At 68.8% G+C, this 21,012-nt stretch carries 17 protein-coding genes; 10 read left to right on the top strand and 7 right to left on the bottom strand.

All coding sequences use genetic code 11. The features are described from left to right. Positions 1 to 157: 157 nt before the first annotated feature. From ACSFBE_RS23015 to amaB, 3 genes are read right to left on the bottom strand one after another with little or no spacing between them, the layout of a single operon-like run. Entirely contained in the window at positions 158 to 1,831 is a 1,674-nt protein-coding gene (locus ACSFBE_RS23015) for a thiamine pyrophosphate-binding protein (protein WP_435492721.1), read from the bottom strand. A gap of 25 nt (positions 1,832 to 1,856) precedes the next feature. Beyond that, positions 1,857 to 3,068, bottom strand: coding sequence for a pyridoxal phosphate-dependent aminotransferase (locus ACSFBE_RS23010; protein ID WP_435492720.1), 1,212 nt, complete (start codon positions 3,066 to 3,068; stop codon positions 1,857 to 1,859). 2 nt (positions 3,069 to 3,070) lie between these two features. Next, entirely contained in the window at positions 3,071 to 4,612 is a 1,542-nt protein-coding gene (amaB, locus tag ACSFBE_RS23005; protein ID WP_435492719.1) for an L-piperidine-6-carboxylate dehydrogenase, read from the bottom strand. A gap of 175 nt (positions 4,613 to 4,787) precedes the next feature. Between amaB and ACSFBE_RS23000 the strand changes: the two genes are divergently transcribed. Then, a complete protein-coding gene (locus ACSFBE_RS23000) occupies positions 4,788 to 5,780 on the top strand; it encodes a LysR family transcriptional regulator (protein WP_435492785.1) in 993 nt (330 codons plus the stop codon). On the opposite strand, the gene ACSFBE_RS22995 is transcribed toward ACSFBE_RS23000, so the two are convergent. Continuing rightward, positions 5,689 to 6,537: an IclR family transcriptional regulator gene (locus ACSFBE_RS22995; RefSeq protein WP_435492718.1), complete on the bottom strand. Its 849-nt coding sequence runs from the start codon at positions 6,535 to 6,537 to the stop codon at positions 5,689 to 5,691. The two genes, ACSFBE_RS23000 and ACSFBE_RS22995, sit on opposite strands and share 92 nt — an antisense overlap. A gap of 186 nt (positions 6,538 to 6,723) precedes the next feature. Here ACSFBE_RS22995 and ACSFBE_RS22990 point away from each other — a divergent pair, with 186 nt between their 5' ends. The 7 genes from ACSFBE_RS22990 (at position 6,724) to ACSFBE_RS22960 (ending at position 13,527) form a co-directional block, all read left to right on the top strand. Further along, positions 6,724 to 7,806: an ABC transporter ATP-binding protein gene (locus tag ACSFBE_RS22990; protein ID WP_435492717.1), complete on the top strand. Its 1,083-nt coding sequence runs from the start codon at positions 6,724 to 6,726 to the stop codon at positions 7,804 to 7,806. After that, the gene (locus tag ACSFBE_RS22985) at positions 7,803 to 8,663 is read left to right on the top strand and encodes an ABC transporter permease (RefSeq protein ID WP_435492716.1); all 861 of its coding nucleotides are present in this window, start codon (positions 7,803 to 7,805) and stop codon (positions 8,661 to 8,663) included. The genes ACSFBE_RS22990 and ACSFBE_RS22985 overlap by 4 nt, the downstream gene beginning before the upstream one ends. 89 nt (positions 8,664 to 8,752) lie before the next feature. Next, positions 8,753 to 9,550, top strand: coding sequence for an ABC transporter permease (locus tag ACSFBE_RS22980; protein WP_435492715.1), 798 nt, complete (start codon positions 8,753 to 8,755; stop codon positions 9,548 to 9,550). Further along, positions 9,547 to 9,870 (top strand): (2Fe-2S)-binding protein, encoded by a 324-nt coding sequence (locus ACSFBE_RS22975; RefSeq protein WP_435492714.1) that lies wholly within the window; start codon positions 9,547 to 9,549, stop codon positions 9,868 to 9,870. Before ACSFBE_RS22980 ends, ACSFBE_RS22975 begins: the two co-directional genes overlap by 4 nt. Next, a complete protein-coding gene (locus ACSFBE_RS22970) occupies positions 9,867 to 11,267 on the top strand; it encodes an FAD/NAD(P)-dependent oxidoreductase (protein ID WP_435492713.1) in 1,401 nt (466 codons plus the stop codon). Before ACSFBE_RS22975 ends, ACSFBE_RS22970 begins: the two co-directional genes overlap by 4 nt. Beyond that, on the top strand, positions 11,264 to 12,406 hold the full coding sequence (locus ACSFBE_RS22965) for an NAD(P)/FAD-dependent oxidoreductase (protein WP_435492712.1): 1,143 nt from the start codon (positions 11,264 to 11,266) through the stop codon (positions 12,404 to 12,406). The genes ACSFBE_RS22970 and ACSFBE_RS22965 overlap by 4 nt, the downstream gene beginning before the upstream one ends. Positions 12,407 to 12,450: 44 nt before the next feature. Next, positions 12,451 to 13,527: an ABC transporter substrate-binding protein gene (locus tag ACSFBE_RS22960; protein WP_435492711.1), complete on the top strand. Its 1,077-nt coding sequence runs from the start codon at positions 12,451 to 12,453 to the stop codon at positions 13,525 to 13,527. A 93-nt stretch (positions 13,528 to 13,620) separates the two neighbouring features. On the opposite strand, the gene ACSFBE_RS22955 is transcribed toward ACSFBE_RS22960, so the two are convergent. Continuing rightward, positions 13,621 to 15,258, bottom strand: coding sequence for a GMC family oxidoreductase (locus ACSFBE_RS22955; protein WP_435492710.1), 1,638 nt, complete (start codon positions 15,256 to 15,258; stop codon positions 13,621 to 13,623). A 123-nt stretch (positions 15,259 to 15,381) separates the two neighbouring features. Next, positions 15,382 to 16,734: an omega-aminotransferase AptA gene (aptA, locus tag ACSFBE_RS22950; protein ID WP_435492709.1), complete on the bottom strand. Its 1,353-nt coding sequence runs from the start codon at positions 16,732 to 16,734 to the stop codon at positions 15,382 to 15,384. 99 nt (positions 16,735 to 16,833) lie between these two features. On the opposite strand from aptA, the gene ACSFBE_RS22945 reads away from it, so the two are divergent. After that, positions 16,834 to 17,787, top strand: coding sequence for a LysR family transcriptional regulator (locus ACSFBE_RS22945; protein WP_435492708.1), 954 nt, complete (start codon positions 16,834 to 16,836; stop codon positions 17,785 to 17,787). A gap of 78 nt (positions 17,788 to 17,865) precedes the next feature. After that, on the top strand, positions 17,866 to 19,338 hold the full coding sequence (locus ACSFBE_RS22940) for an amidase (protein WP_435492707.1): 1,473 nt from the start codon (positions 17,866 to 17,868) through the stop codon (positions 19,336 to 19,338). An 84-nt stretch (positions 19,339 to 19,422) separates the two neighbouring features. Here ACSFBE_RS22940 and ACSFBE_RS22935 read toward each other — a convergent pair whose 3' ends face one another. Continuing rightward, positions 19,423 to 20,934: a CoA-acylating methylmalonate-semialdehyde dehydrogenase gene (locus tag ACSFBE_RS22935; RefSeq protein WP_435492706.1), complete on the bottom strand. Its 1,512-nt coding sequence runs from the start codon at positions 20,932 to 20,934 to the stop codon at positions 19,423 to 19,425. Positions 20,935 to 21,012: the final 78 nt, after the last annotated feature.

Here is a 21,012-nt window from a genome sequence, read left to right as displayed (position 1 = left end):
TGTGCGAAAGCTTTGTCTCCTCGGCACCCCGCTGGACGGGCAGGCCCGTTTGCGAGTTGCGCGACTTTAGAGTGCGCACCGCGGCAGTGCATTGGGAATAACCCGTTGGTGGATACCCGCGCGAAGACCGAAATGTATCTAGATGTGATCGACGGACTCAGCCCGCCACCAACGCGGCCTTGCGGATGCTCTGCAACGTGCTGCCGGGTGTGATGGCTTCCGGGTCGAGCAGACAATGCAGGATGGCCGGCTTGCCGCTGGCCCGCGCCCGGGCCAGCGCAGGCCCGAATTCCTCGGTGCAGGTCACGCGCTCGCCGTGGCCACCGAACACCTCGGCATAGCCGCGGAAATCGGGGTTCTTCAGCTGCGTCGCGCTGACGCGCCCGGGGTAGTGCTTCTCCTGGTGCATGCGGATCGTGCCGTACATCGCGTTGTCGAGCAGCACAACGATGATGGGCAAGCCGTACTGCACCGCGGTCGCGAATTCCTGGCCGTGCATCAGAAAGTCGCCGTCGCCGGCGAACACGACGACCTCGCGCTGCGGCCACAGGCGCTTGGCGCCGACGCCCGCCGGCAGGCCATAGCCCATCGAGCCGCTGGTCGGTGCCAGCTGGCTGGCGAAGGTGCTGAAGGGCCAGAAGCGGTGCACCCAGGTCGCGAAGTTGCCGGCGCCGTTGCAGAAGATGGTGTCGACCGGCAGCACCTCGCGCAGGTGCGTCATGACCTCGCCCATCTGCAGCGGGCCGGGAATGCGGATCGGCGCCGGGTTGCTCCAGGCCAGGAAGTCCTGGTGCGCCTTCGTGGTGGTGGCCGCCCAGGCGGGGGGCGCGGACGGGCGCAGCGTTGCCACGGCGGCCGCGAAGGCTTGCGGTGTGGCGTGAATCGCCTGGGTCGCGCGGTACAGCTTGCCCAACTCGTCGGCGTCGGCGTTCACATGCACCAGCGCTTGCTGCGGCGTCGGGATGCCGATCAGCTCGTAGCCTTGCGAGGGCACTTCCGACAGGCGTCCGCCGATCAGCAGCACCAGGTCGGACGATCGGATGGCCTGCAGCAGCTTCGGGTTGGCACCCAGCCCCAGGTCGCCGCCGTACGACGGATGCTTGGCGCTGCACAGCATCTGGCGCCGGAACGAGCAGTACACCGGCAGCGCGAAGGCTTCGGCGAAGCCGGCGAACTGCTGCACCGCGGCGTCGGACCAGCGGCTGCCGCCCAGGATGACCACCGGCCGCTCGGCCGCCTCGATGCGCTGCTGCAGCTCGGCGATCTGCGCCGCGCCCGGGTGCGTTTCGGTCACCGCATAAGGCAGGGCGTCGGCCACGGTGGCGGCTTCGGTCAGCATGTCCTCGGGCAGCGCGATGACCACCGGGCCGGGCCGGCCGGAGGTCGCGACATGGAAAGCGCGCGAGATCAGTTCGGGCATGCGCGCCGGGTCGTCGATCTGCACCACCCACTTGGCCATGGTGCCGAATACCGCGCCGTAGTCCAGTTCCTGGAAGGCCTCGCGGCCCAGCGCGTCGCGCGCCACCTGGCCCACGAAGAGCAGCAGCGGCGTCGAATCCTGGTGGGCGATGTGCACGCCGGCCGACGCGTTGGTCGCACCGGGGCCGCGCGTCACGAAACAGATGCCGGGTTGGCCGGTGAGCTTGCCCTGCGCCTCGGCCATCATGGCCGCGCCACCTTCCTGGCGGCACACGGTCACGGCGATCGAGGCGTCGTGCAGCGCGTCGAGCACGGCCAGGAAGCTTTCGCCGGGCACGCAGAAGAGCTGCTCGACGCCGTGGGTGATGAGTTGGTCGACCAGGATCTGGCCACCGGTGCGAGGTGAGTTCATGTGCGTTCCGAGAAGGTGGATCTGTTCATTCGAGCGCGGCGCAGGCCGCGGCGATGCGAGCGCAGGCTTCTTCCAGCTGCGCCATCGACGTTGCATACGAGATGCGGAAGTACGGTGCCAGGCCGAAGACGCTGCCCGGCACCATCGCCACCTCGAAATCCTGCAGCAGGTAGCGGCAGAAATCGCCGTCGGTCTGCAGCAGGGTGCCGCTGCGCGTGTGCTTGCCGAGCGCGCCTGCGCAACTGGCGTAGGTATAGAAGGCGCCTTCGGGCACACGGCAGCGCAGGCCGGGCGCGCCGTTCAGCGCGGCCACGACAAAGTCGCGCCGTGCCTGGAAGTCCGCACGGCGCGCGGCCACCAGGTCCTGCGGCCCGGTCAGCGCCTCGATCGCCGCTGCCTGGCTGATCGACGAGGGGCACGAGGTCGTCTGGCTCTGCACCACCGCCATCGCCGCGATCAGCGCGCGCGGCCCGGCCCCGTAGCCGAGCCGCCAGCCGGTCATGGCGTAGGCCTTCGACACGCCGTTCACCGTCAGCGTGCGATCGCGCAGCCGCGGCGCCACCGCCACCGGCGTGGCGAAGGCGAGGCCGTTGTAGAGGATGTGTTCGTAGATGTCGTCCGCCAGCACCCACACCGACGGATGCCGCAGCAGCACCTCGCACAGCGGCTTCAGTTGCACCGCGCTGTAGGCCGCGCCGCTCGGGTTCGACGGCGAGTTCAAGAAGAGCCAGCGCGTGCGCGGCGTGATGGCCGCCTCGAGCTGCGCGGCGCCGAGCCGGAAGCCGTTCGCCTCGGTGCACGCGACCGGCACCGGCACGCCGCCGCAGATCTGCACGATGTCGGCGTACGACGTCCAGTACGGCGCCGGCAGGATCACTTCGTCGCCCGGGTTCAGGCTGGCCATCATCGCGTTGAAGATGACCTGCTTGGCGCCCGCGCTCACGGTGATCTCGTCGAGCGCGAAGTCCAGGCCGTTGTCGTGCTTGAACTTGTGCTGCACCGCGGTCTTCATCGCCGGGCTGCCGTCGAGCACCGTGTAGCGCGTCTCTCCGCGACCGATGGCGCGCACCGCGGCGTCGAGCACGTTTTGCGGCGTGTCGAAGTCCGGCTCGCCCGCGCCCAGCACGATCACCGGCCGGCCGGCGCGCTTCTGCGCATTGGCCTGGTCGGTGATGCGCAGGATCTCGGACACGCCGATGGCGCGCACGCGTTGCGCCGGAACGAAGGCGGTCGTCACGCTCAGTCCCCGATGTCGAAGGTCACGCCTTGCGCGAGGGGCAGCGCCGTCGAGTAGTTGATGGTGTTGGTGGCGCGGCGCATGTAGGCCTTCCAGGCGTCGGAGCCGGCCTCGCGCCCGCCGCCGGTTTCCTTTTCGCCACCGAAGGCGCCGCCGATTTCCGCGCCGCTCGGGCCGATGTTGACGTTGGCGATGCCGCAGTCCGAACCCGCCGCCGACATGAAACGCTCCGCCTCGCGCATGTCGAGCGTGAAGATCGACGACGACAGGCCGGCGCCCACCGCGTTGTGCCATTCGATGGCTTCGTCGAACGACGAATAGCGCACCACGTAGAGGATGGGCGCGAAGGTCTCGCGCAGGGCCGGGCCGGCATGCGACTTCAGTTCGACCAGCGCGGGGCGCACGTAGTAGGCGTCCGGCGTGCCGATGCCGTCGACGCGCTGGCCGCCATGCACGGTCGCGCCGATCTCGCGGCTTTCACCCAGCGCCTTCTGCATGCCGTCGAAGGCGGCGCGGTCGATCAGCGGGCCGACCAGCGTGCCGGCCTCGCGCGGATCACCGACCTGCACGTTGCCGTAGACCTTGGCCAGCTTGGGCACCAGCGCGTCGTACACGCTGTCGTGCACGAACAGGCGGCGCAGCGTGGTGCAGCGCTGGCCGGCCGTGCCCATGGCGGCGAAGGCGATGCCGCGCAGCGCGAGGTCGAGGTCGGCCGACGGCGACACGATGGCCGCGTTGTTGCCGCCCAGCTCGAGGATGGCGCGGGCGAAGCGCGCAGCCAGCTTCGGCGCCACCTGGCGGCCCATGGCGGTCGAGCCGGTGGCCGACAGCACCGGCACGCGGTGGTCGTCGACCAGCACCTCGCCGATGTCGCGTTGGCCGATCAGCAGTTCGAGCAGGCCGTCGGGCGCGTCCGAGCCGAAGCGGGCGATGGCGCGCTGGGCGATGGCATGCGTGGCGAGCGCGGTCAGCGGCGTCTTCTCGGACGGCTTCCACACCACCGAATCGCCGCAGACCAACGCCAGCGCCGCGTTCCACGACCACACCGCCACCGGGAAGTTGAAGGCGGAAATCACGCCGACCACGCCCAGCGGATGCCAGGTTTCCATCATCCGGTGCTCGGCGCGTTCGGTGGCGATGGTCAGGCCGTAGAGCTGGCGCGACAGGCCCACGGCGAAGTCGCAGATGTCGATCATTTCCTGCACCTCGCCGGCGCCTTCCGACGGCACCTTGCCGACTTCGAGCGTCACCAGCCGGCCGAGGTCGGCCTTGTGCAGGCGCAGCTCCTCACCGAGCAGGCGCACCAGTTCGCCGCGGCGGGGTGCCGGCACGTTGCGCCATTTCAGGTAGGCGGCATGGGCACGGCCGATGGCCTCGGCGGCCTGGGCGGTGGAGGTCTCGGCCACAGCCGCGATCTGTTCGCCCGTGACGGGCGAACGCACCGCCAGCGCGCCGCCGGTGTGGGCGGCTCGCGGCACGCCGAGGCGTTGCAGCAGTTCGCCGACTTCGGTCGGCAGGGAGGAGGGGGTGGAAGCGTTGGGCATGGCGGGGGTCCGGCTGGGGAAAGCGATGGCGACACTGTCCGCCAGCGCGACCGGCTTGCATAGCGAAAATGCGGAACGAGTTGATGCCGAGGGAGAATGAAGTCGGCAGAATACCGTGTCTCACATGTAAGAAGGCGTCGATCGAGTCAGCGCTTCATTCCCCCTCCGAATGACGATGTTCAAGAAGTCCTTCCTCCCGCCGGTCGCCGACCTGCTCGCCTTCGAAGCGGCGGCGCGGCACCACAGCATCTCGCGCGCGGCGGACGAGCTGCACCTCACGCAGAGCGCGGTGTCGCGGCAGATCCGCCAGCTGGAGCAGCAGCTGGGCATCGCGCTGTTCCACCGGGTGCGCCAGCGCATCGTGCTCACCGACATCGGCCGCGTCTATGCGGCCGATGTGCGCGCGGTGCTGCAGCAGCTCTCGGGTGCCAGCCAGAAGGTGATGGCGTCGGCCGGCGGCGGGCTGCTCAACCTGGCGGTGCTGCCCACGCTGGGCACGCGCTGGCTGATCCCGCGGCTGGGCGGTTTCGTGGCGCGGCACCCGGAGGTCACGGTGAATTTCGCCGCCCGCTCCGAGCCCTTCGACTTCGCGCAAGAGCCCTTCGACGCCGCCATCCACTTCGGCGCGCCGCACTGGGCCGGCGCCGCCTGTGTCTACCTGATGCACGAGGCGGTGGTGCCGGTTTGCAGCCCGGCCTTTGCGGAGCGCCATGCGATCGGCCGCCCGGAAGACCTGGCGGCGGTGGTGCTGCTGCAGCAGAGCACCCGGCCGACGCAGTGGGCGGAATGGTTCGAGCAGGTCGGCGTGGCCGGCGCGCCGGCGCTGCGCGGCCCGCGTTTCGAGCAGTTCGCGATGATCGCGCAGGCGGCGGTGTCGGGCCTCGGCGCGGCGCTGTTGCCGAGCTTTCTGGTCGAGGCGGAGATCGCCGCCGGCGCGCTGACCGTGCTGTTCCCCCAGGCGCTGACCAGCGCGGACGCCTATTACCTGGTCTACCCCGAGTCGCGCGCGCAGGTGCCGCTGCTGCTGGCATTCCGCGACTGGATCGTCGGCGAGGCGCAGGCCGACGCAGCGGCGATCAATCCACCTGCGGCAGCTCGATCTTCTGCGCGGCCGGCGAGCTCGCCAGGCTCTGCGTCGGGCGGCGCAGGGTCGCATCGAAGGGGTTGATGCGCGGGCCGATGGCGGCCGCCTCGCGCTTGAGCAGATCGACCACCGTGGGCATGCGGTCGGCGTTCAGCCGGTCGGCGATGGTGCCCACGCTCAGCGCGGCCACGGCGCGGCCTTCGCGGTCGCAGATCGGCACCGCCACGCCGGCCATGCCTTCGAGCAGCCCGGTGTTGCGGCCGGCGTAGCCCTGCTGGCGCACCTTCTCGATCTCGGTGCGCAGGTAGACCTCGTCGTACACGCCGTACTCGCGCACCCGCGACAGGTTGAAGCGGATGACCTCCTCGCGCTCGGCCTCCGGCAGGAAGGCGAGGATCGCCAGCGCACCCTGGCCCACACCCAGCGCGATGCGCCCGCCGATGTCGCCGGAGAAGGAGCGGATGGGGAAGGGGCCTTCGCTGCGGTCGAGGCAGACGGCGTCGAAACCGCTGCGCACCAGCAGGAAGATGCTGTCGCCCAGGCTGGCGCTCAGGCGCAGCAGGGCGGGCCGGCACAGGGCGCGCAACCCGCCGCCTTCGCCAGCCTTTGCCGCCAACGCGAAGAAGTCGATGCTGAGCCGGTAGAGCTTGCTGCGCTCGTCCTGCTCCACCACGCCCTCGGTGACCAGCGATTGCAGCAAACGGTGCGTGGTGGCCTGCGTCAGGCCCACATTGCGTGCGATCTGGGTCACGCGGCCGCCCTCGGCCTGCAATTCGGCCAGCGCGCGGATCACCAGGAAGGCGCGGGGCACGCCCCCGGTGGTGGTGGAAGTGGTCGTCATGGGCGGGTCCTGCGGAATCTCTTGACTCCAGTTTATCGCAAACATTCCAATGAACGGAATAAAACAGAGATAACTTCCGATTAATGGAATACCACGAGCATTCTGGTTCGGTTATTGCAATAGATTGGTTCGAACGCCACGGGGATTCATACCTGCGGTGGCTCCCCGATCGATGAAAGGCCGTCCATGTCATTTCTTCAACTCACCGGCGTGACCAAGTTCTACGGCACGACCTGCGCCGTGCAGGCCATGAACCTCACCGTGGAGAAGGGCGAGTTCGTCTCGCTGCTCGGCCCCTCGGGCTGCGGCAAGACGACCACGCTGCAGATGATCGCGGGCTTCGAGGCCGTGAGCAGCGGCCGCATCGAACTCGACGGCAAGGACATCACCACCGCCAAGGCCAACACACGCGGGCTGGGCATCGTGTTCCAGACCTACGCGCTGTTCCCCCACATGACGGTGGCCGACAACGTGAGTTTCGGCCTCGAAATGCGCAAGATGCCCAAGGCCGAGCGGCAGGAGCGCGTCGCGCAGGCCCTGGCGCTGGTCCACCTCGAGGTGCACGCCAAGAAGTACCCGCGCGAACTCTCTGGCGGCCAGCGTCAGCGCGTCGCCCTGGCCCGCGCCCTGGTGATCGAGCCGCCGGTGCTGCTGCTCGACGAGCCGCTGTCCAACCTCGACGCCAAGCTGCGCGAGGAGATGCAGTTCGAGCTGCGGCAGATCCAGCGCAAGGTCGGCACCACCACCATCATGGTCACGCACGACCAGAGCGAGGCGATGTCCATCAGCGACCGGGTGGTGGTGATGGAAGGCGGCCGCGCCACGCAGATCGACCATCCGCACCGCGTGTACGAGCACCCGCGCACCCGATTCATCTCGACCTTCGTCGGCAAGGCGAACCTGCTGGAAGGCCGCGTGGTCTCGGTCGGCACCCGCACGCGCGTCGAGATCGGTCCGCTCGCCGTCGAGGTGGACGACGCGGGCTTCCGCCCCGGTGCCGCCGTGCTGCTGAGCGTGCGGCCCGAGAAGGCGCAACTCGTCGCCGCGGGCAGCGGCCGGCTCCAGGGCGTGGTGGGCGAGCGCTTCTTCCTCGGCAGCCAGTGGCTCTACCGCGTGGGCACCGTCGTCGGCGATCTGATGGTGCTGAGCCCCAACGACGGCCGCGATGCGCTCGACGAAGGCCAGGCCGCCGGCATCGACTGGCCCGACCACTGCACGCGCCTGCTGCCAGCCGACGAATCCGTCGCGGCGGAGGCGGCCGCCCTATGAGCGCGCTCACCCGAAAGTCCACGCCCTGGTGGCTCTCGGCCCCGGCGCTGGTGCTCTTCACTGTGCTGCTGCTGGTGCCGCTGCTGCTCACCGCGGTGCTGTCGTTCAATGTCTACGACCCGGCGCTGGGCGTGAAGAGCGGCGAGTTCACGCTCGAGCACTACACCCACCTGTTCACCGACTCCTACTACTACGGCATCTTCTGGCGCACCTTCTGGATCTCGGCGCTGGTCGCACTGATCTGCGTGCTGATCGGCACGCCCGAGGCCTATGTGCTGAGCCGCATGCGCAACCCGTGGCGCTCGATCCTGCTGCTGGTGGTGCTCGCGCCGCTGCTGGTGTCGGTGGTGGTGCGCGCTTTCGGCTGGAGCATGCTGCTCGGCCCCGAGGGCCTGGTGAACGGGCTGCTCGGCGTCTTCGGCCTCGGTCCGGTCAAGATCCTCTACACCGAGACGGCCATCGTCATCGCGCTGGTGCACGTGATGCTGCCCTTCATGGTGATCCCGGTGTGGACCTCGCTGCAGAAGCTCGACGGTGGCGTCGAGAACGCGGCCCTGTCGCTCGGCGCCACGCCCTTCACCACGCTGCGGCGCATCGTGCTGCCGCAGGTCATGCCCGGCATCCTGTCGGGCAGCCTGATCGTCTTCGGCCTCGCGGCGAGCTCCTTCGCGATTCCGGGCCTGCTCGGCGGCCGGCGCCTGAAGATGGTCGCCACGGTGGTGTACGACGAGTACCTGCACGAGCTGAACTGGCCGCTCGGTGCCGCCGTCGCGCTGGTGCTCCTCGTTGCGAACCTCCTGGTGATGCTGAGCTACAACCGGCTCGTCGAAGGCCGCTACAAGAAGTCGTTGGGCTGAACCATGACCCCCACGCTCCTTCACTTCGTGTATTCGCTGCCCCCCAAGGGGGCGCAGGCCTCCCTTGGGGCGGCCCGGCGGGAGGCCTCATGACCAAGAACGGCCCCCTCGCCCTCGCGTTCAACGCGCTCGTCATCGCCTTCATGCTGGCGCCCCTGGTGGTCGTCTGCGTGGTGGCCTTCACGCCCGAGAACACGCTCACGCTGCCCACCACCGAGTTCTCGCTGCGCTGGTTCCGCGCGGTGTTCGAGCATTCGGACTTCATGCAGTCCTTCTGGAACAGCCTGTGGCTGGCGCTCGCCTCGGCCACCATCGCGACACTGCTCGCGGTGCCGGCGGGCATGGCGATCACGCGCTACGCCTTTCCGGGGCGTGACTTCCTCAACGCGCTGTTCCTGTCGCCGCTGATCATTCCGCACCTGGTGCTGGGTGTCGCGCTGCTGCGGATGTTCGCGCTGGTGGGCGGCACGGGCAGCTTCGGCTTCCTGATCTTCGCGCACGCGCTGATCGTCACGCCCTACACGTTGCGCCTGGTGGTGGCCGCGCTGGTCGGCTTCGACCGCAGCGCCGAGCAGGCCGCGCTGTCGCTGGGCGCGAGCCAGGCGACCGTGTTCAAGCGCATCACGCTGCCGATGATCCTGCCGGGCGTTACGGGCGGCTGGTTGCTGGCCTTCATCAACAGCTTCGACGAAGTGACGATGTCGATCTTCGTCACCTCGCCGAGCACGGTGACGCTGCCGGTGCGCATGTACATGTACGCGACCGAGTCGATCGACCCGCTGATGGCGGCGGTGTCGGCGTTGATGGTGGCGGTCACGGCCGTGGCGATGATCGTGCTCGATCGGCTCTATGGCCTTGACCGCGTGCTGGTGGGCGGGCACCGATGAGCGTCGTCACCGTCCAACCGCTGCTGCGCCGCGTCGCCGAGACGCAGCGCGCGGCGGTGTCGTTCACGCTCGACGGCCGGTCCGCGCAGGCGCTGGAAGGCGACACGGTGCTGACCGCCGTGCTCACGCAAAGCGCGCAGCTGCGCCGCAACGAATTCAGCGGCGAACCGCGTGCCGGCTTCTGCCTGATGGGCGCCTGCCAGGACTGCTGGATCGCCACCGTCGATGGCGCCCGGCTGCGCGCCTGCTCGACCTTCATCGCGCCCGGCATGGCTTTACTGAGTGACGTGAGCGGCGTGAGCGGTGGAGCGCCCGCATGACGACGGCGTTGCAACCCGTGATCGTCGGCGCCGGCCCGGCCGGCATCCGCGCCGCGCAGACGCTCGCGGCGCACGGTCTGCGGCCGGTGCTGATCGACGAGGCCGCGCGCGCCGGTGGCCAGATCTACCGCCGCCCGCCCGCGCATTTCAAGCGCACGCCCAAGACGCTCTACGGCACCGAGGCCGCCCGTGCCACCGCCGTGCATGCGGCCATCGACGGTGTGCAGGACCGCATCGACCATCGCCCCGACAGCCTCGTGTGGAACGTGCAGGACCACCAGCTCGACGTGCTGCACGGCCCGACGCAGACCACGCGCACGGTGCCGTACCGGCAGCTCATCGTCGCCACCGGCGCCACCGACCGCGTGCTGCCGGTGCCGGGCTGGACGCTGCCTGGCGTGTACACGCTCGGCGGCGCGCAGGTGGCGCTCAAGTTCCAGGGCTGTGCCATCGGGTCGCGCGTGGTGCTCGCGGGCACCGGGCCGCTGCTCTATCTGGTCGCGTACCAGTATGCGAAGGCGGGCGTCGAGGTGGCAGCGTTGCTGGACACGGCGCATTTCGCCGATCAGCTTGCGGCCGTGCCCGCGATGCTGCGGCAGCCTGCGGTGTTGGCGAAGGGTGTGTACTACGTCGCCTGGCTGCGCGCGCACGGTGTCGCGCTGCACAGCGGCGTGCGGCTGGTCCGCATGCAGGGCGACGAGCGCGTGCGTTCGGTCGTCTGGGCCAAAGACGATGGCGAGCACACGATCGACTGCGACGCCGTCGGCTTCGGCTACGCGCTGCGCTCCGAAACCCAACTGGCCGATCTGCTCGGCTGCCGCTTCGCCTTCGCGCCGATGCACCGTGCGCACCTGCCCGAGCGCGATGCGGCCGGGCGCTCCAGCGTGCCGGGCGTGTACCTCGCGGGCGATGGCGCCGGGATCATGGGTGCCGATGCGGCCGAGTGGGCCGGCGAGTTGGCGGCGCTGACGCTGCTGACCGACCGTGGCGTCGCCATCGACACGCAGCGCGCGGGCGTGTTGCAGCAGCAACTCGCCAAGCTGGCCGGCTTCCGTGCGGGTCTCGAACGCGCCTTTCCCTTTCCCACCGAGTGGGCCGCGCACGCGCCCGACGAACTCGTCGTCTGCCGCTGCGAGAACGTCACGGCCGGGGAGCTGCGCCGCACCATCGCCGACAGCGGGGCCGACGAGATGAACCGCCTCAAGGCCTTGACGCGCGTCGGCATGGGCCGTTGCCAGGGCCGCATGTGCGGCGTTGCGGCGGCGGAAATCCTCGCGCACGCCACGGGACAGCCGGTGGCGCAGGTCGGCCGCTTCCGTGGGCAGGCACCGATCAAGCCGATCCCGATCCATCTGGTGCATGCGCCGAGCCCTGCGCACAAAGAGGTGGCGGCATGACGCAACGGATCAGCACCGACGTCGCCATCGTCGGTGGCGGCATCGTCGGCAGCTCGGCCGCACTGGCCCTGCGCCGGATGGGGCTGCGCGTAGTGCTATTGGAGCGAGACCTGTGCGGCTCGCGCTCCAGCGGCGTGAACTACGGCGGCGTGCGCCGCCAGGGTCGGCCGATTAGCCAGTTGCCGCTGGCGCAGCGCGCGCACGGCATCTGGGGGCGCCTGCCCGAACTGCTCGGCACCGATGGCGAGTACATCCGCTCGGGCCACTTCAAGATCGCCCGCAGCGAGGACGACCTCGCCGCACTCGAGATCTACCGCGACAAGGCACGCGACTTCGATCTCGGGATCGACATCCTCTCGGGCGCGCGGCTGCGCGAACAGTGCCCGTGGCTCGGCGGCAAGGCCGTCGGTGGTTCGCTCTGCATGGAAGACGGCCAGGCCAATCCGCGCCTGGTGTCGCCCGCCTTCGCCCTCGCGGCCCGCCGCGCCGGCGCCGACATTCACGAGCGCACCCGCGTCGACGAGATCGCGCACGACGGCCAGTTCTTCCATCTGCGCGCGGGCAACACGCTGGCGGTGAAGTCGCAGGTGCTGCTCAACTGCGCCGGCGCCTGGGCCAACACCATCGCCGAACAGTTTGGCGACACGGTGCCCATGCACTCCGGTCACCCGGCCATGGCAGTCACCGAACCGCTGCCCTTCTTCATGGACTGGAGCCTGGGCGTGGAAGGCGGCAGCGTGTACTGCCGGCAGGTCGCGCGCGGCAACCTGGTGCTGGGCGGCGGGCCGGGCCGTGCGCTCGATGCCGACCGCGCACGGTCCGACCGCGCCTCGATGGCCGCGCTCGCCGCGCAGGCGATCGAACTGCTGCCGGTGCTGCGCCACGCCCATTTCATCCGCACCTGGAGCGGCACCGAAGGCTACCTGCCCGACCGCCAGCCGGTGATCGGCCCGAGCCGCACCACGACCGGGCTGTTCCACGGCTTCGGCTTTGCCGGCGCCGGCTTCCAGGTCGGGCCCGCCGTGGGCGAGGTGCTGGCGGAACTGGTGAGCGATGGCCGCAGCACGACGCCCATCGACGCCTTCGGCATCGGCCGTTTCGCCAACGCACCCGTTGCCGAGCCAGCGCTCGCGCACTGAACCGTTCTCTCTCCGCATCCCCTTCACCCACCGAAAGGAAAGCCATGTCTACCTACCGCATCGCCCCCCGGACCGCGGCCCTGCGCCGCACCGTCTTCACCGCGGCGGCTGCCGCCGCCCTGGCCGCCAGCGGCACGGCCGGCGCGCAGACCAAGACGATCTACATCGGCATGAACGGCGGCACCTTCGAGAAGGCGTACACGCAGTACGTCTTCCCGGCCTTCGAGAAGGCCAACAACGTCAAGGTGGTGGTCGTGCCCGGCACCTCGTCCGACATCCTGGCCAAGGCGCAGGCCAACAAGGACCGTCCGCAGATGCATGTGATGTTCCTCGACGACGGCATCATGGCGCGCGCCATCGGCATGGGCCTGTGCGAGAAGCAGCGCCCGAGCGCCGCGCTCAACGAGATCTACCCGGCCGCGCGCTTCAAGGGCGACATGGCCAGCGGCGTGAGCCTGGGCATGACCGGCCTGGCCTACAACGCGAAGATGTTCAAGGAAAAGGGTTGGGCCGCGCCGACCTCGTGGATGGACCTCGCCGACCCGAAGTACAAGGGCAAGGTGGTGTTCCAGTCGGCCTCGGCGTCGTCCTTCGGCCTGCATGGTTTCCTGATGTTCAACCGCATCCAGGGCGGCAACGAGAAGAACGTCGAGCCCGGCTTCAAGGCCTGGCCGACGACCATCGGCCCGAACGTGCTGGAGTACATCCCGAGCTCGGCCAAGCTCTCCGAGATGGTCCAGACCAACGAGGCGGCGATCTTTCCGCTGACCCCGACGGCCGTGGCGGCCATGAAGACCAAGGGCATCCCGGTCGAATACGCGAACCCGAAGGAGGGCTCGGTGGTGCTGATCGTCGGCCAGTGCGTGATCGCCAACAACAGCGAGCCCGAGCTGGCGCAGAAGCTGACCGAGTTCCTGCTGTCGCCGCTGGCGCAAGCGAACGTGCTGCAGTACGGCAGCCAGATCCCGACCAACCCCAAGGCACCGGTCATGGGTGAGGGCGTTGCCCAGGTGGCGGCGATCAACGGCTACATGAAGACAGCGATCACGGTGGATTGGGACAGCATCAATGCGAATCGGCCGGCCTGGAATGCGCGGTGGAATAAGACGATCGAGCGTTAAGTGCGGGGTGGACGCGATCGTTGTGCATTTCCAGCGAGCGCAATCGTCGCGCCCGCACCGCCTGCCGGGCGCTCTCCATAGCGCCTACTGCGACTAGCGTCCGAGCACCCACCCCGCCGCCTTCTCCGCCATCATCAACGTCGGGCTGTTCGTATTCCCACTCGTGATCGTCGGCATCGCCCCCGCATCCACCACCCGCAGCCCCGCAATCAACCCGCCACGCCCATCCCGCACCCGCAAGCGCGAATCCAGCACCGCCATCGGGTCGCTGTCGGCGCCCATCTTCGTGGTGCCCACCGGATGGAAGATGGTGGTCGCGATGTCACCGGCCAGGCGCGCCAGGTCGTCGTCGCTCTCGTACTGCGGCCCCGGTTTCCATTCCTCCGGCTTGTACTTCGCGAGCGCGGGCTGCGCTGCGATGCGGCGCGTGACGCGCAGCGAGTCGGCAGCGACCTTGCGGTCTTCGTCGGTGCTCAGGTAGTTGGGTGCGATGGCGGGCGCATCTCCGAAGCGTGCGCTCTTGATGCGCACCGAGCCTCGGCTCGTCGGGTTCAGGTTGCACACGCTCGCGGTGAAGGCCGGAAAGGCGTGCAGCGGCTCGCCGAAGGCGTCGAGCGACAGCGGCTGCACGTGGTATTCGAGGTTCGGCCACTCATGGTCGGGCGAACTGCGCGTGAAGGCGCCGAGCTGCGACGGCGCCATGCTCATCGGCCCGCTGCGCTTCATCAGGTATTCGAGCCCGATCTTCGCCTTGCCCATCATCGAGGAGGCCAGCACGTTGAGCGTCGGCGCGCCGTCGATCTTGAACACGGCGCGGATCTGCAGGTGGTCCTGCAGGTTCGCGCCCACGCCGGGCAGGTCGGCCACCACGTCGATGCCGCGTTCGCGCAGCAGGTCGGCCGGGCCGATGCCCGAGAGCTGTAGCGTCTGCGGCGAGCCGATGCTGCCGGCGCACAGCAGCACCTCGGCGGTGGCGTGAGCCGTCACCATCTCCTGGCCGTCCCACACGTGCGCGCCGGTGCAGCGCTGCGAGCCGTCGGGCTGCGTCTCGACGATCAGCTTCGTCACCTGCGCGCCGGTCCACATCTCGAAGTTGGGGCGGCCGTAGCAGACCGGCCGCAGGAAGGCCTTGGCCGTGTTCCAGCGCCAGCCGTTCTTCTGGTTGACCTGGAAGTAGCCCACGCCTTCGTTGCTGCCGCGGTTGAAGTCGGTGGAATGCGGAATGCCGGCTTCCTGCGCGGCCTGCGCGAAGGCATCGAGGATGTCCCAGCGCAGGCGCTGCTTTTCCACCCGCCATTCGCCGCCGGCGCCGTGCATCGCGTCGGCGCCGAGGTAGTGGTCTTCATGCTGCTTGAAGGCGGGCAGCACGTGCTCCCATTTCCAGGCGTCGTCGCCGGTGAGCTGTGCCCACTGGTCGTAGTCGCGCGCCTGGCCGCGCATGTAGATCATCCCGTTGATGCTGGAACTGCCGCCCAGCGTCTTGCCGCGCGGGTAGCGCAGCGTGCGGCCGTTCAGGCCCGGGTCGGGTTCGGTGCTGTAGAGCCAGTCGGTGCGCGGGTTGCCGATGCAGTAGAGGTAGCCGACCGGGATGTGGATCCAGTGGTAGTCGTCGCGGCGGCCGGCCTCGATCAGCAGCACGCGCTTGCGCTTGTCCGCCGAGAGCCGGTTGCACATCAGCGCGCCGGCCGTGCCGCCGCCGATGACGATGTAGTCGAATGTGGTGTCGCTCAACGCGTTGTCTCCAAACTGAACAAACAAAAAGCCCGGGCCGGTGTATCCGGGCCTCGGGCTTGGCAGTTTAGGCGGCAATCGCTGGCGCGATGCTTACGTCACGGGTCGGTCGTTCACACGTTCTCAGGCCACCTCGGCGAGCGCGTCGCCCAGGGCGTTGATCATGCGGTCGATCTCGGCCTTCTCCGCGATGAAGGGCGGTGCGAGCTGGATCGTGTCGCCGCCGTAGCGCACGTAGAAGCCCTTCTTCCAGCACGCCATGGCCACCTCGTAGGGGCGCTTGGCCGGCTCGCCGGGCACCGGTGCCAGCGTGATGCCCGCGGCCAGGCCGAAGTTGCGGATGTCGGTGACGTGCTGGCTGCCCTTCAGGCTGTGCACCGCGTTCTCGAAGTGCGGCGCCAGCGCGCGCACGCGACCGACCATGTCTTCGCTCGTCAGCACGTCGAGCGCCGCGATGCCGGCGGCGCAGGCCACCGGGTGGGCCGAGTAGGTGTAGCCGTGCGGGAACTCGACCAGGTAGTCCGGGCCGCCGGCGGCCATGAAGGTGTCGTAGATCTCCTTGCTGGCGATCACGGCGCCCAGCGGCTGCGCGCCGTTGGTCACCTGCTTGGCGACGTTCATGATGTCCGGCGTCACGCCGAAGGCGTCGGCGCCGGTGAGTGCGCCCATGCGGCCGAAGCCGGTGATGACCTCGTCGAAGATCAGCAGGATGTTGTTCGCGGTGCAGATGTCGCGCAGGCGCTGCAGGTAGCCCGCGGGCGGCACGATCACGCCGGCCGAGCCGGACATCGGCTCGACGATGACGGCGGCGATGTTCGACGCATCGTGCAGCGCGATGAGGTCGAGCAGCCGGTCGGCCAGGTGCGCGCCTTCGGTCGGCATGCCGCGCACGAAGGTGTTGCCGGGCAGCACGGTGTGCGGCAGATGGTCGGCTTCCACCGCCTGGCCGAACAGCTTGCGGTTGCCGCCGATGCCGCCGACCGAGATGCCGCCGAAGTTCACGCCGTGGTAGCCCTTCTCGCGGCCGATCAGCCGCGTCTTGCTCGCCTGGCCCTTGGCACGCCAGTAGGCGCGGGCCATCTTGAGCGAGGTGTCGGCGGCTTCGGAGCCCGAGCCGGTGAAGAAGACGTGGTCCAGGCCGGCGGGCGTCAGTTCCTTCAGCTTGTTGGCCAGCTCGAAAGAGGCCGGATGGCCGAACTGGAAGGCCGGCGCGTAGTCGAGCTTGGCGATCTGGCGGCTCACTGCCTCGGTGATCTCCGGGCGGCCGTGGCCGAGCCCGGTGCACCACAGGCCCGACAGTCCGTCGAACACCTTGCGGCCGCTGTCGTCGGTGAAGTACGCGCCCTTGGCTTCCACCACCATGCGCGGATCGGCCTTGAAGTTGCGGTTGCCGGTGAAGGGCATCCAGTGCGCATCGAGCCAGGCGGCGTCGGTGCGGGTGGCGGCAGGTGGCGTCGGGGCGGTCGAGGTGGTCATGGACGGTGCCGCGGACGGCGTGGTGGGGGAAGTGAACGAATTGTTGAGCGCGCGCTTATTCGTGAAAATGGCGCAATGTCGAAGTTCACTTGAGCATTCATGCAAGTAAATCCTCCCCACAACCCCAACGAAAAATCACGCGCATTGCTCGGCCAGCTGAGCGACATGGACCTGCGCCTGCTCAAGGTGTTCAAGAGCGTCGTCGAATGCGGTGGCATGGCGGCGGCCGAGCTGGAGCTGAACATCGGCACGTCCACCGTGAGCCGCCACGTCAAGGACCTGGAGACGCGCATGGGCCTGGTGCTGTGCCGGCGCGGGCGGGCCGGCTTCGCGCTCACGCCCGAAGGGCAGCGCGTGTACGACGAGACGCTGCGCCTGCTGGCCTCTGTCGAGGCCTTCCGCAGCAGCATCGACGACATCCACCACCGCATGGGCGGGCAGCTCGACGTGGCGGTGTTCGACAAGACCGCGAGCAATCCGCAGGCGCGCGTCGGCGACGCCATCGCGCGCTTCGCCATGCGGGCGCCCGAGGTGCGGCTCAACATCCACGTCGGCTCCATCAACGCCATCGAGCGCGGCGTGATCGATGGCCCTTTCCAGGTCGGCATCATCCCGGCGCATCGCAGCTCGAAGACGCTGGCCTATGCCGACCTGTTCGGCGAGACGATGCTGCTGTATTGCGGCGCGCGCCACCCGCTGTTCGGCGTGGCGCATGCCGGCCTGACCTGGGAGAAGTTGCGCGCCCATGCCTTCGCCGGCCTGGGTTTCCACTCGCCCAACATGGAGTTGAGCCACCGCGCCCGGCTGGTGCGCAAGGCCACCGGCTTCGACCAGGAGGCGATCGCGATGCTGGTGCTGTCCGGCCAGTACCTGGGCTTCCTGCCCGACCACTATGCCAAGGGCTTCGAGCAGGAAGGGCTGATGCAGGCGGTGGCGCCCAAGCGCTTTCGTTATGCCTGCCGCTTCGTCAGCGTGCTGCGGCGTTCGCCGGCGCCGTCGCGTGCGGCGCAGTTGTTCCAGGACTGCCTGGTGGCGGCGCACGAAGGCGGCTGAGTGGCCGGATACTTGCAAGGCACTATCGCGGCGCACCAGGCGCCGCATTCATTGAAGAGAAGAGAAACGGAAATTGATATGACGATGGCAATGAGCTGGTCCGAATGGGCGGACCACGATGCGGTGGCACTGGCCGAGCGGGTGCGCAAGGGCGACGTCAGCCCGGCCGAGCTGGCGGCGCAGGCGAAGGCGGCCATCGACAAGGTCAACGGCCCGCTCGATGCGGTGGTCGAGGTGTTCGACGACGCCGTGGCCGACCCGGTGAGCAATGGCACGAACACCGGCGGCACCTTCGCCGGCGTGCCCTACCTGATGAAGGACCTGGGCCCGACGCTCAAGGGCCGCCTGCAGGAATTCGGCTCGCTGCTGATGCAGGGCCACCGCCCGACCGAAGACAGCTTCCTCACCGGCAAGATCCGCCAGGCGGGCCTGAACATCATGGGCCGCACCACCACGCCCGAGTTCGGCGTGTGCAGCTCGGCAGAAAACTCGCTCTACGTCACGCGCAACCCCTGGGACACGGCCTACACCACCTACGGCTCTTCGGCCGGCACCGGCGCCATCGTGGCCGCTGGCGTGCTGCCGATGTCGCATGCCACCGACGGTGGCGGCTCGATCCGCATCCCGGCTGGCGCCAACGGCAACATCGGCCTGAAGGTCTCGCGCGGCGTCTTCTCGCTGGCGCCGAACCTGTCGGACCTCTCGGGCCTGGTGTCGATCCAGGGCTGTCACAGCCGCACGGTGCGCGACACGGCGGCCTTCGTCGACCAGTGCCGAGGCGGCGCACCCGGCGAGTTCATGCCCTTCTGGGCGCCGGCCGAGCCGTACAGCGAACTGATCCAGAAGGACCCGGGTCGCCTGCGCATCGCGCTGTCGCACGCGTGGGGCGACTACCGCGCCACGCCGCATTTCGTGGCCGAGCTGGAGCGCGTCGGCCGCTTCCTCGAAGGCCTGGGCCACCACGTGGAATGGGCGCTGCCGAAGGTCGACTTCCAGACCGCCTTCGCCGCGCAGACCACCTGCTACATCAGCAACTTCGCGCAGGTCATTGCCGGCCAAATCGCACGCCTGGGCCACGAGCGCCCGCCGGCCGAACTGCTGGAGCCGATCAACATCAAGATCTGGGAAGCGGGCCTGAACACCACCTACGGCGAGCGCTCGAAGATGCAGGCGGTGTTCAACACCACCTCGCGCGCCTTCGGCAATTTCTTCGAGGACTGGGACATCATCCTCACGCCGGTGACCGCGCTGCCCACGGTCAAGGTCGGCACGCCGGAGTACCTCACCACCAGCGACACGCCTTCGGTCTACGACTGGTTCGCCAACCTGTGGCAGAACTTCGCGTACACGCCGCTCGCCAACCTGTGCGGCATGCCGGGCATCTCGTTACCGTTGGCTGCGCAGGAGAACGGTCTGCCGCTGGGCATCCAGGCGCAGGCGCGTCAGGCCAACGACGGGCTGCTGCTGCAACTGGCGGCGCAGATCGAACGAGCCATCGGGGGCCAATGGAACGCGGGGCTGCGGCCGGGTGTGCATGTGACGGGCGCTTGAACTCGGTTTGACGGGGCGAGGCTTCAAAAGAAAAACGCCGCGAGCCAACAAAGGCCCGCGGCGTTTTTCATGGAAGCAGTCGAGTTACTTGGCCGTCGGCATCACGAACTCGGCACCCTTGCCGATGCTCTCCGGCCAGCGCTGCATGATCGACTTCTGCTTGGTATAGAAGCGCACGCCTTCTTCGCCATACGCATGCATGTCGCCGAACAGCGAGCGCTTCCAGCCGCCGAAGCCATGCCAGGCCATCGGCACCGGGATCGGCACGTTGATGCCGACCATGCCGACCTGGATGCGGCGGCCGAATTCGCGCGCCACGTTGCCGTCGCGGGTGAAGCACGAGACGCCGTTGCCGAACTCGTGCGCGTTGATCAGGTCCACCGCGTCCTTCAGGTCGGCCACGCGCACGCAGCCCAGCACCGGGCCGAAGATCTCTTCCTTGTAGATGCGCATTTCGGGCGTGACGTGGTCGAACAGCGTGCCACCCATCCAATAGCCGTCGTCGCAACCGGTGCCGGCCTTGGCACCGTCGAACTTTCGGCCATCCACCAGCAGCTTGGCGCCTTCGGTCACGCCCAGGTCGATGTAGCCGGTGATGCGTTCATGCGCAGCGCGCGTGACGATCGGGCCCATCTCGGCGTCGAGGTTCTCGCCGTCGAGCACCTTCAGCGTCTTGGTGCGCTCGATCAGCTTGGGCAGCAGGCGGTCGGCCACGTCGCCCACCAGCACCGCCACCGAGATTGCCATGCAGCGCTCGCCAGCCGAGCCGTAGCCGGCGCCGATCAGCGCGTCGACCGCCTGGTCGATGTCGGCGTCGGGCATCACGACCATGTGGTTCTTCGCGCCGCCCAGGGCCTGCACGCGCTTGCCGTGGCGGGCGCCGGTTTCGTAGATGTAGTTGGCGATCGGTGTGGAGCCGACGAAGCTCACGGCCTTGACGTCGGGGTGCTCGAGCAACGCATCGACCGCGACCTTGTCGCCCTGCACCACGTTGAACACGCCGTCGGGCAGGCCGGCCTTCTTCAGCAGCTCGGCCATCATCAGCGAGGCGCTCGGGTCGGTCGGGCTCGGCTTCAGCACGAAGGTGTTGCCGGCCGCGATGGCCACCGGGAACATCCACATCGGCACCATCACCGGAAAGTTGAACGGCGTGATGCCGGCCACCACGCCGAGCGGCTGGCGCAGCGTCCAGTTGTCGATGCCGGTGCTGACCTGGTCGGTGAAGTCGCCCTTGAGCAGCTGCGGAATGCCGCAGGCGAACTCGACGATGTCGATGCCGCGGCTGACTTCGCCCTGCGCATCGGTGAAGACCTTGCCGTGCTCGGCGGTGATCAGGTGCGCCAGTTCGTCCTTGTGCTCGTTGAGCAACTGCAGGAACTTGAACATCACGCGGGCGCGGCGGATCGGCGGCGTGTCGGCCCAGGCCGGGAAGGCGGCCTGTGCCGAGGCGACGGCGGCGTTGACCGCCGCCTTGTCGGCCAGGCCGACCTTGCCGGTGACCTTGCCGCTGGCGGGGTTGGTCACGTCCTGGCTGCGGCCGGACTCGTTGGCCACGGCGCGGCCGTGGATGTAGTGGTCGATGGAGGCGATGGTCATGCGGTGTCTCGGGTGCGAGGAAGGATGACCGGCAGTTTAGGCACGCGGCACCGTGGCGCCAAGCCGCCTTGGGCTTAA

It is taken from the genome of Variovorax sucrosi (genome assembly GCF_051216635.1).
In the GTDB taxonomy this organism is placed as follows: domain Bacteria; phylum Pseudomonadota; class Gammaproteobacteria; order Burkholderiales; family Burkholderiaceae_C; genus Variovorax.
The sequence above is the reverse complement of the archived record's forward strand: the minus strand, read 5'-3'. Positions and strand labels throughout refer to the sequence as shown.

Excerpts from the sequence above, each read along its gene's own strand:
- ACSFBE_RS22975 (WP_435492714.1), top strand. The coding sequence starts at position 9,547 with ATGAGCGTCGTCACCGTCCAACCGCTGCTGCGCCGCGTCGCCGAGACG.
- ACSFBE_RS22970 (WP_435492713.1), top strand. The coding sequence starts at position 9,867 with ATGACGACGGCGTTGCAACCCGTGATCGTCGGCGCCGGCCCGGCCGGC.
- amaB (WP_435492719.1), bottom strand. The coding sequence starts at position 4,612 with ATGCCCAACGCTTCCACCCCCTCCTCCCTGCCGACCGAAGTCGGCGAA.
- ACSFBE_RS22965 (WP_435492712.1), top strand. The coding sequence starts at position 11,264 with ATGACGCAACGGATCAGCACCGACGTCGCCATCGTCGGTGGCGGCATC.
- ACSFBE_RS22990 (WP_435492717.1), top strand. The coding sequence starts at position 6,724 with ATGTCATTTCTTCAACTCACCGGCGTGACCAAGTTCTACGGCACGACC.
- ACSFBE_RS23000 (WP_435492785.1), top strand. The coding sequence starts at position 4,788 with ATGTTCAAGAAGTCCTTCCTCCCGCCGGTCGCCGACCTGCTCGCCTTC.
- ACSFBE_RS23015 (WP_435492721.1), bottom strand. The coding sequence starts at position 1,831 with ATGAACTCACCTCGCACCGGTGGCCAGATCCTGGTCGACCAACTCATC.
- ACSFBE_RS22960 (WP_435492711.1), top strand. The coding sequence starts at position 12,451 with ATGTCTACCTACCGCATCGCCCCCCGGACCGCGGCCCTGCGCCGCACC.
- ACSFBE_RS22980 (WP_435492715.1), top strand. The coding sequence starts at position 8,753 with ATGACCAAGAACGGCCCCCTCGCCCTCGCGTTCAACGCGCTCGTCATC.
- aptA (WP_435492709.1), bottom strand. The coding sequence starts at position 16,734 with ATGACCACCTCGACCGCCCCGACGCCACCTGCCGCCACCCGCACCGAC.
- ACSFBE_RS22995 (WP_435492718.1), bottom strand. The coding sequence starts at position 6,537 with ATGACGACCACTTCCACCACCACCGGGGGCGTGCCCCGCGCCTTCCTG.
- ACSFBE_RS22935 (WP_435492706.1), bottom strand. The coding sequence starts at position 20,934 with ATGACCATCGCCTCCATCGACCACTACATCCACGGCCGCGCCGTGGCC.
- ACSFBE_RS22940 (WP_435492707.1), top strand. The coding sequence starts at position 17,866 with ATGACGATGGCAATGAGCTGGTCCGAATGGGCGGACCACGATGCGGTG.
- ACSFBE_RS22985 (WP_435492716.1), top strand. The coding sequence starts at position 7,803 with ATGAGCGCGCTCACCCGAAAGTCCACGCCCTGGTGGCTCTCGGCCCCG.
- ACSFBE_RS22945 (WP_435492708.1), top strand. The coding sequence starts at position 16,834 with ATGCAAGTAAATCCTCCCCACAACCCCAACGAAAAATCACGCGCATTG.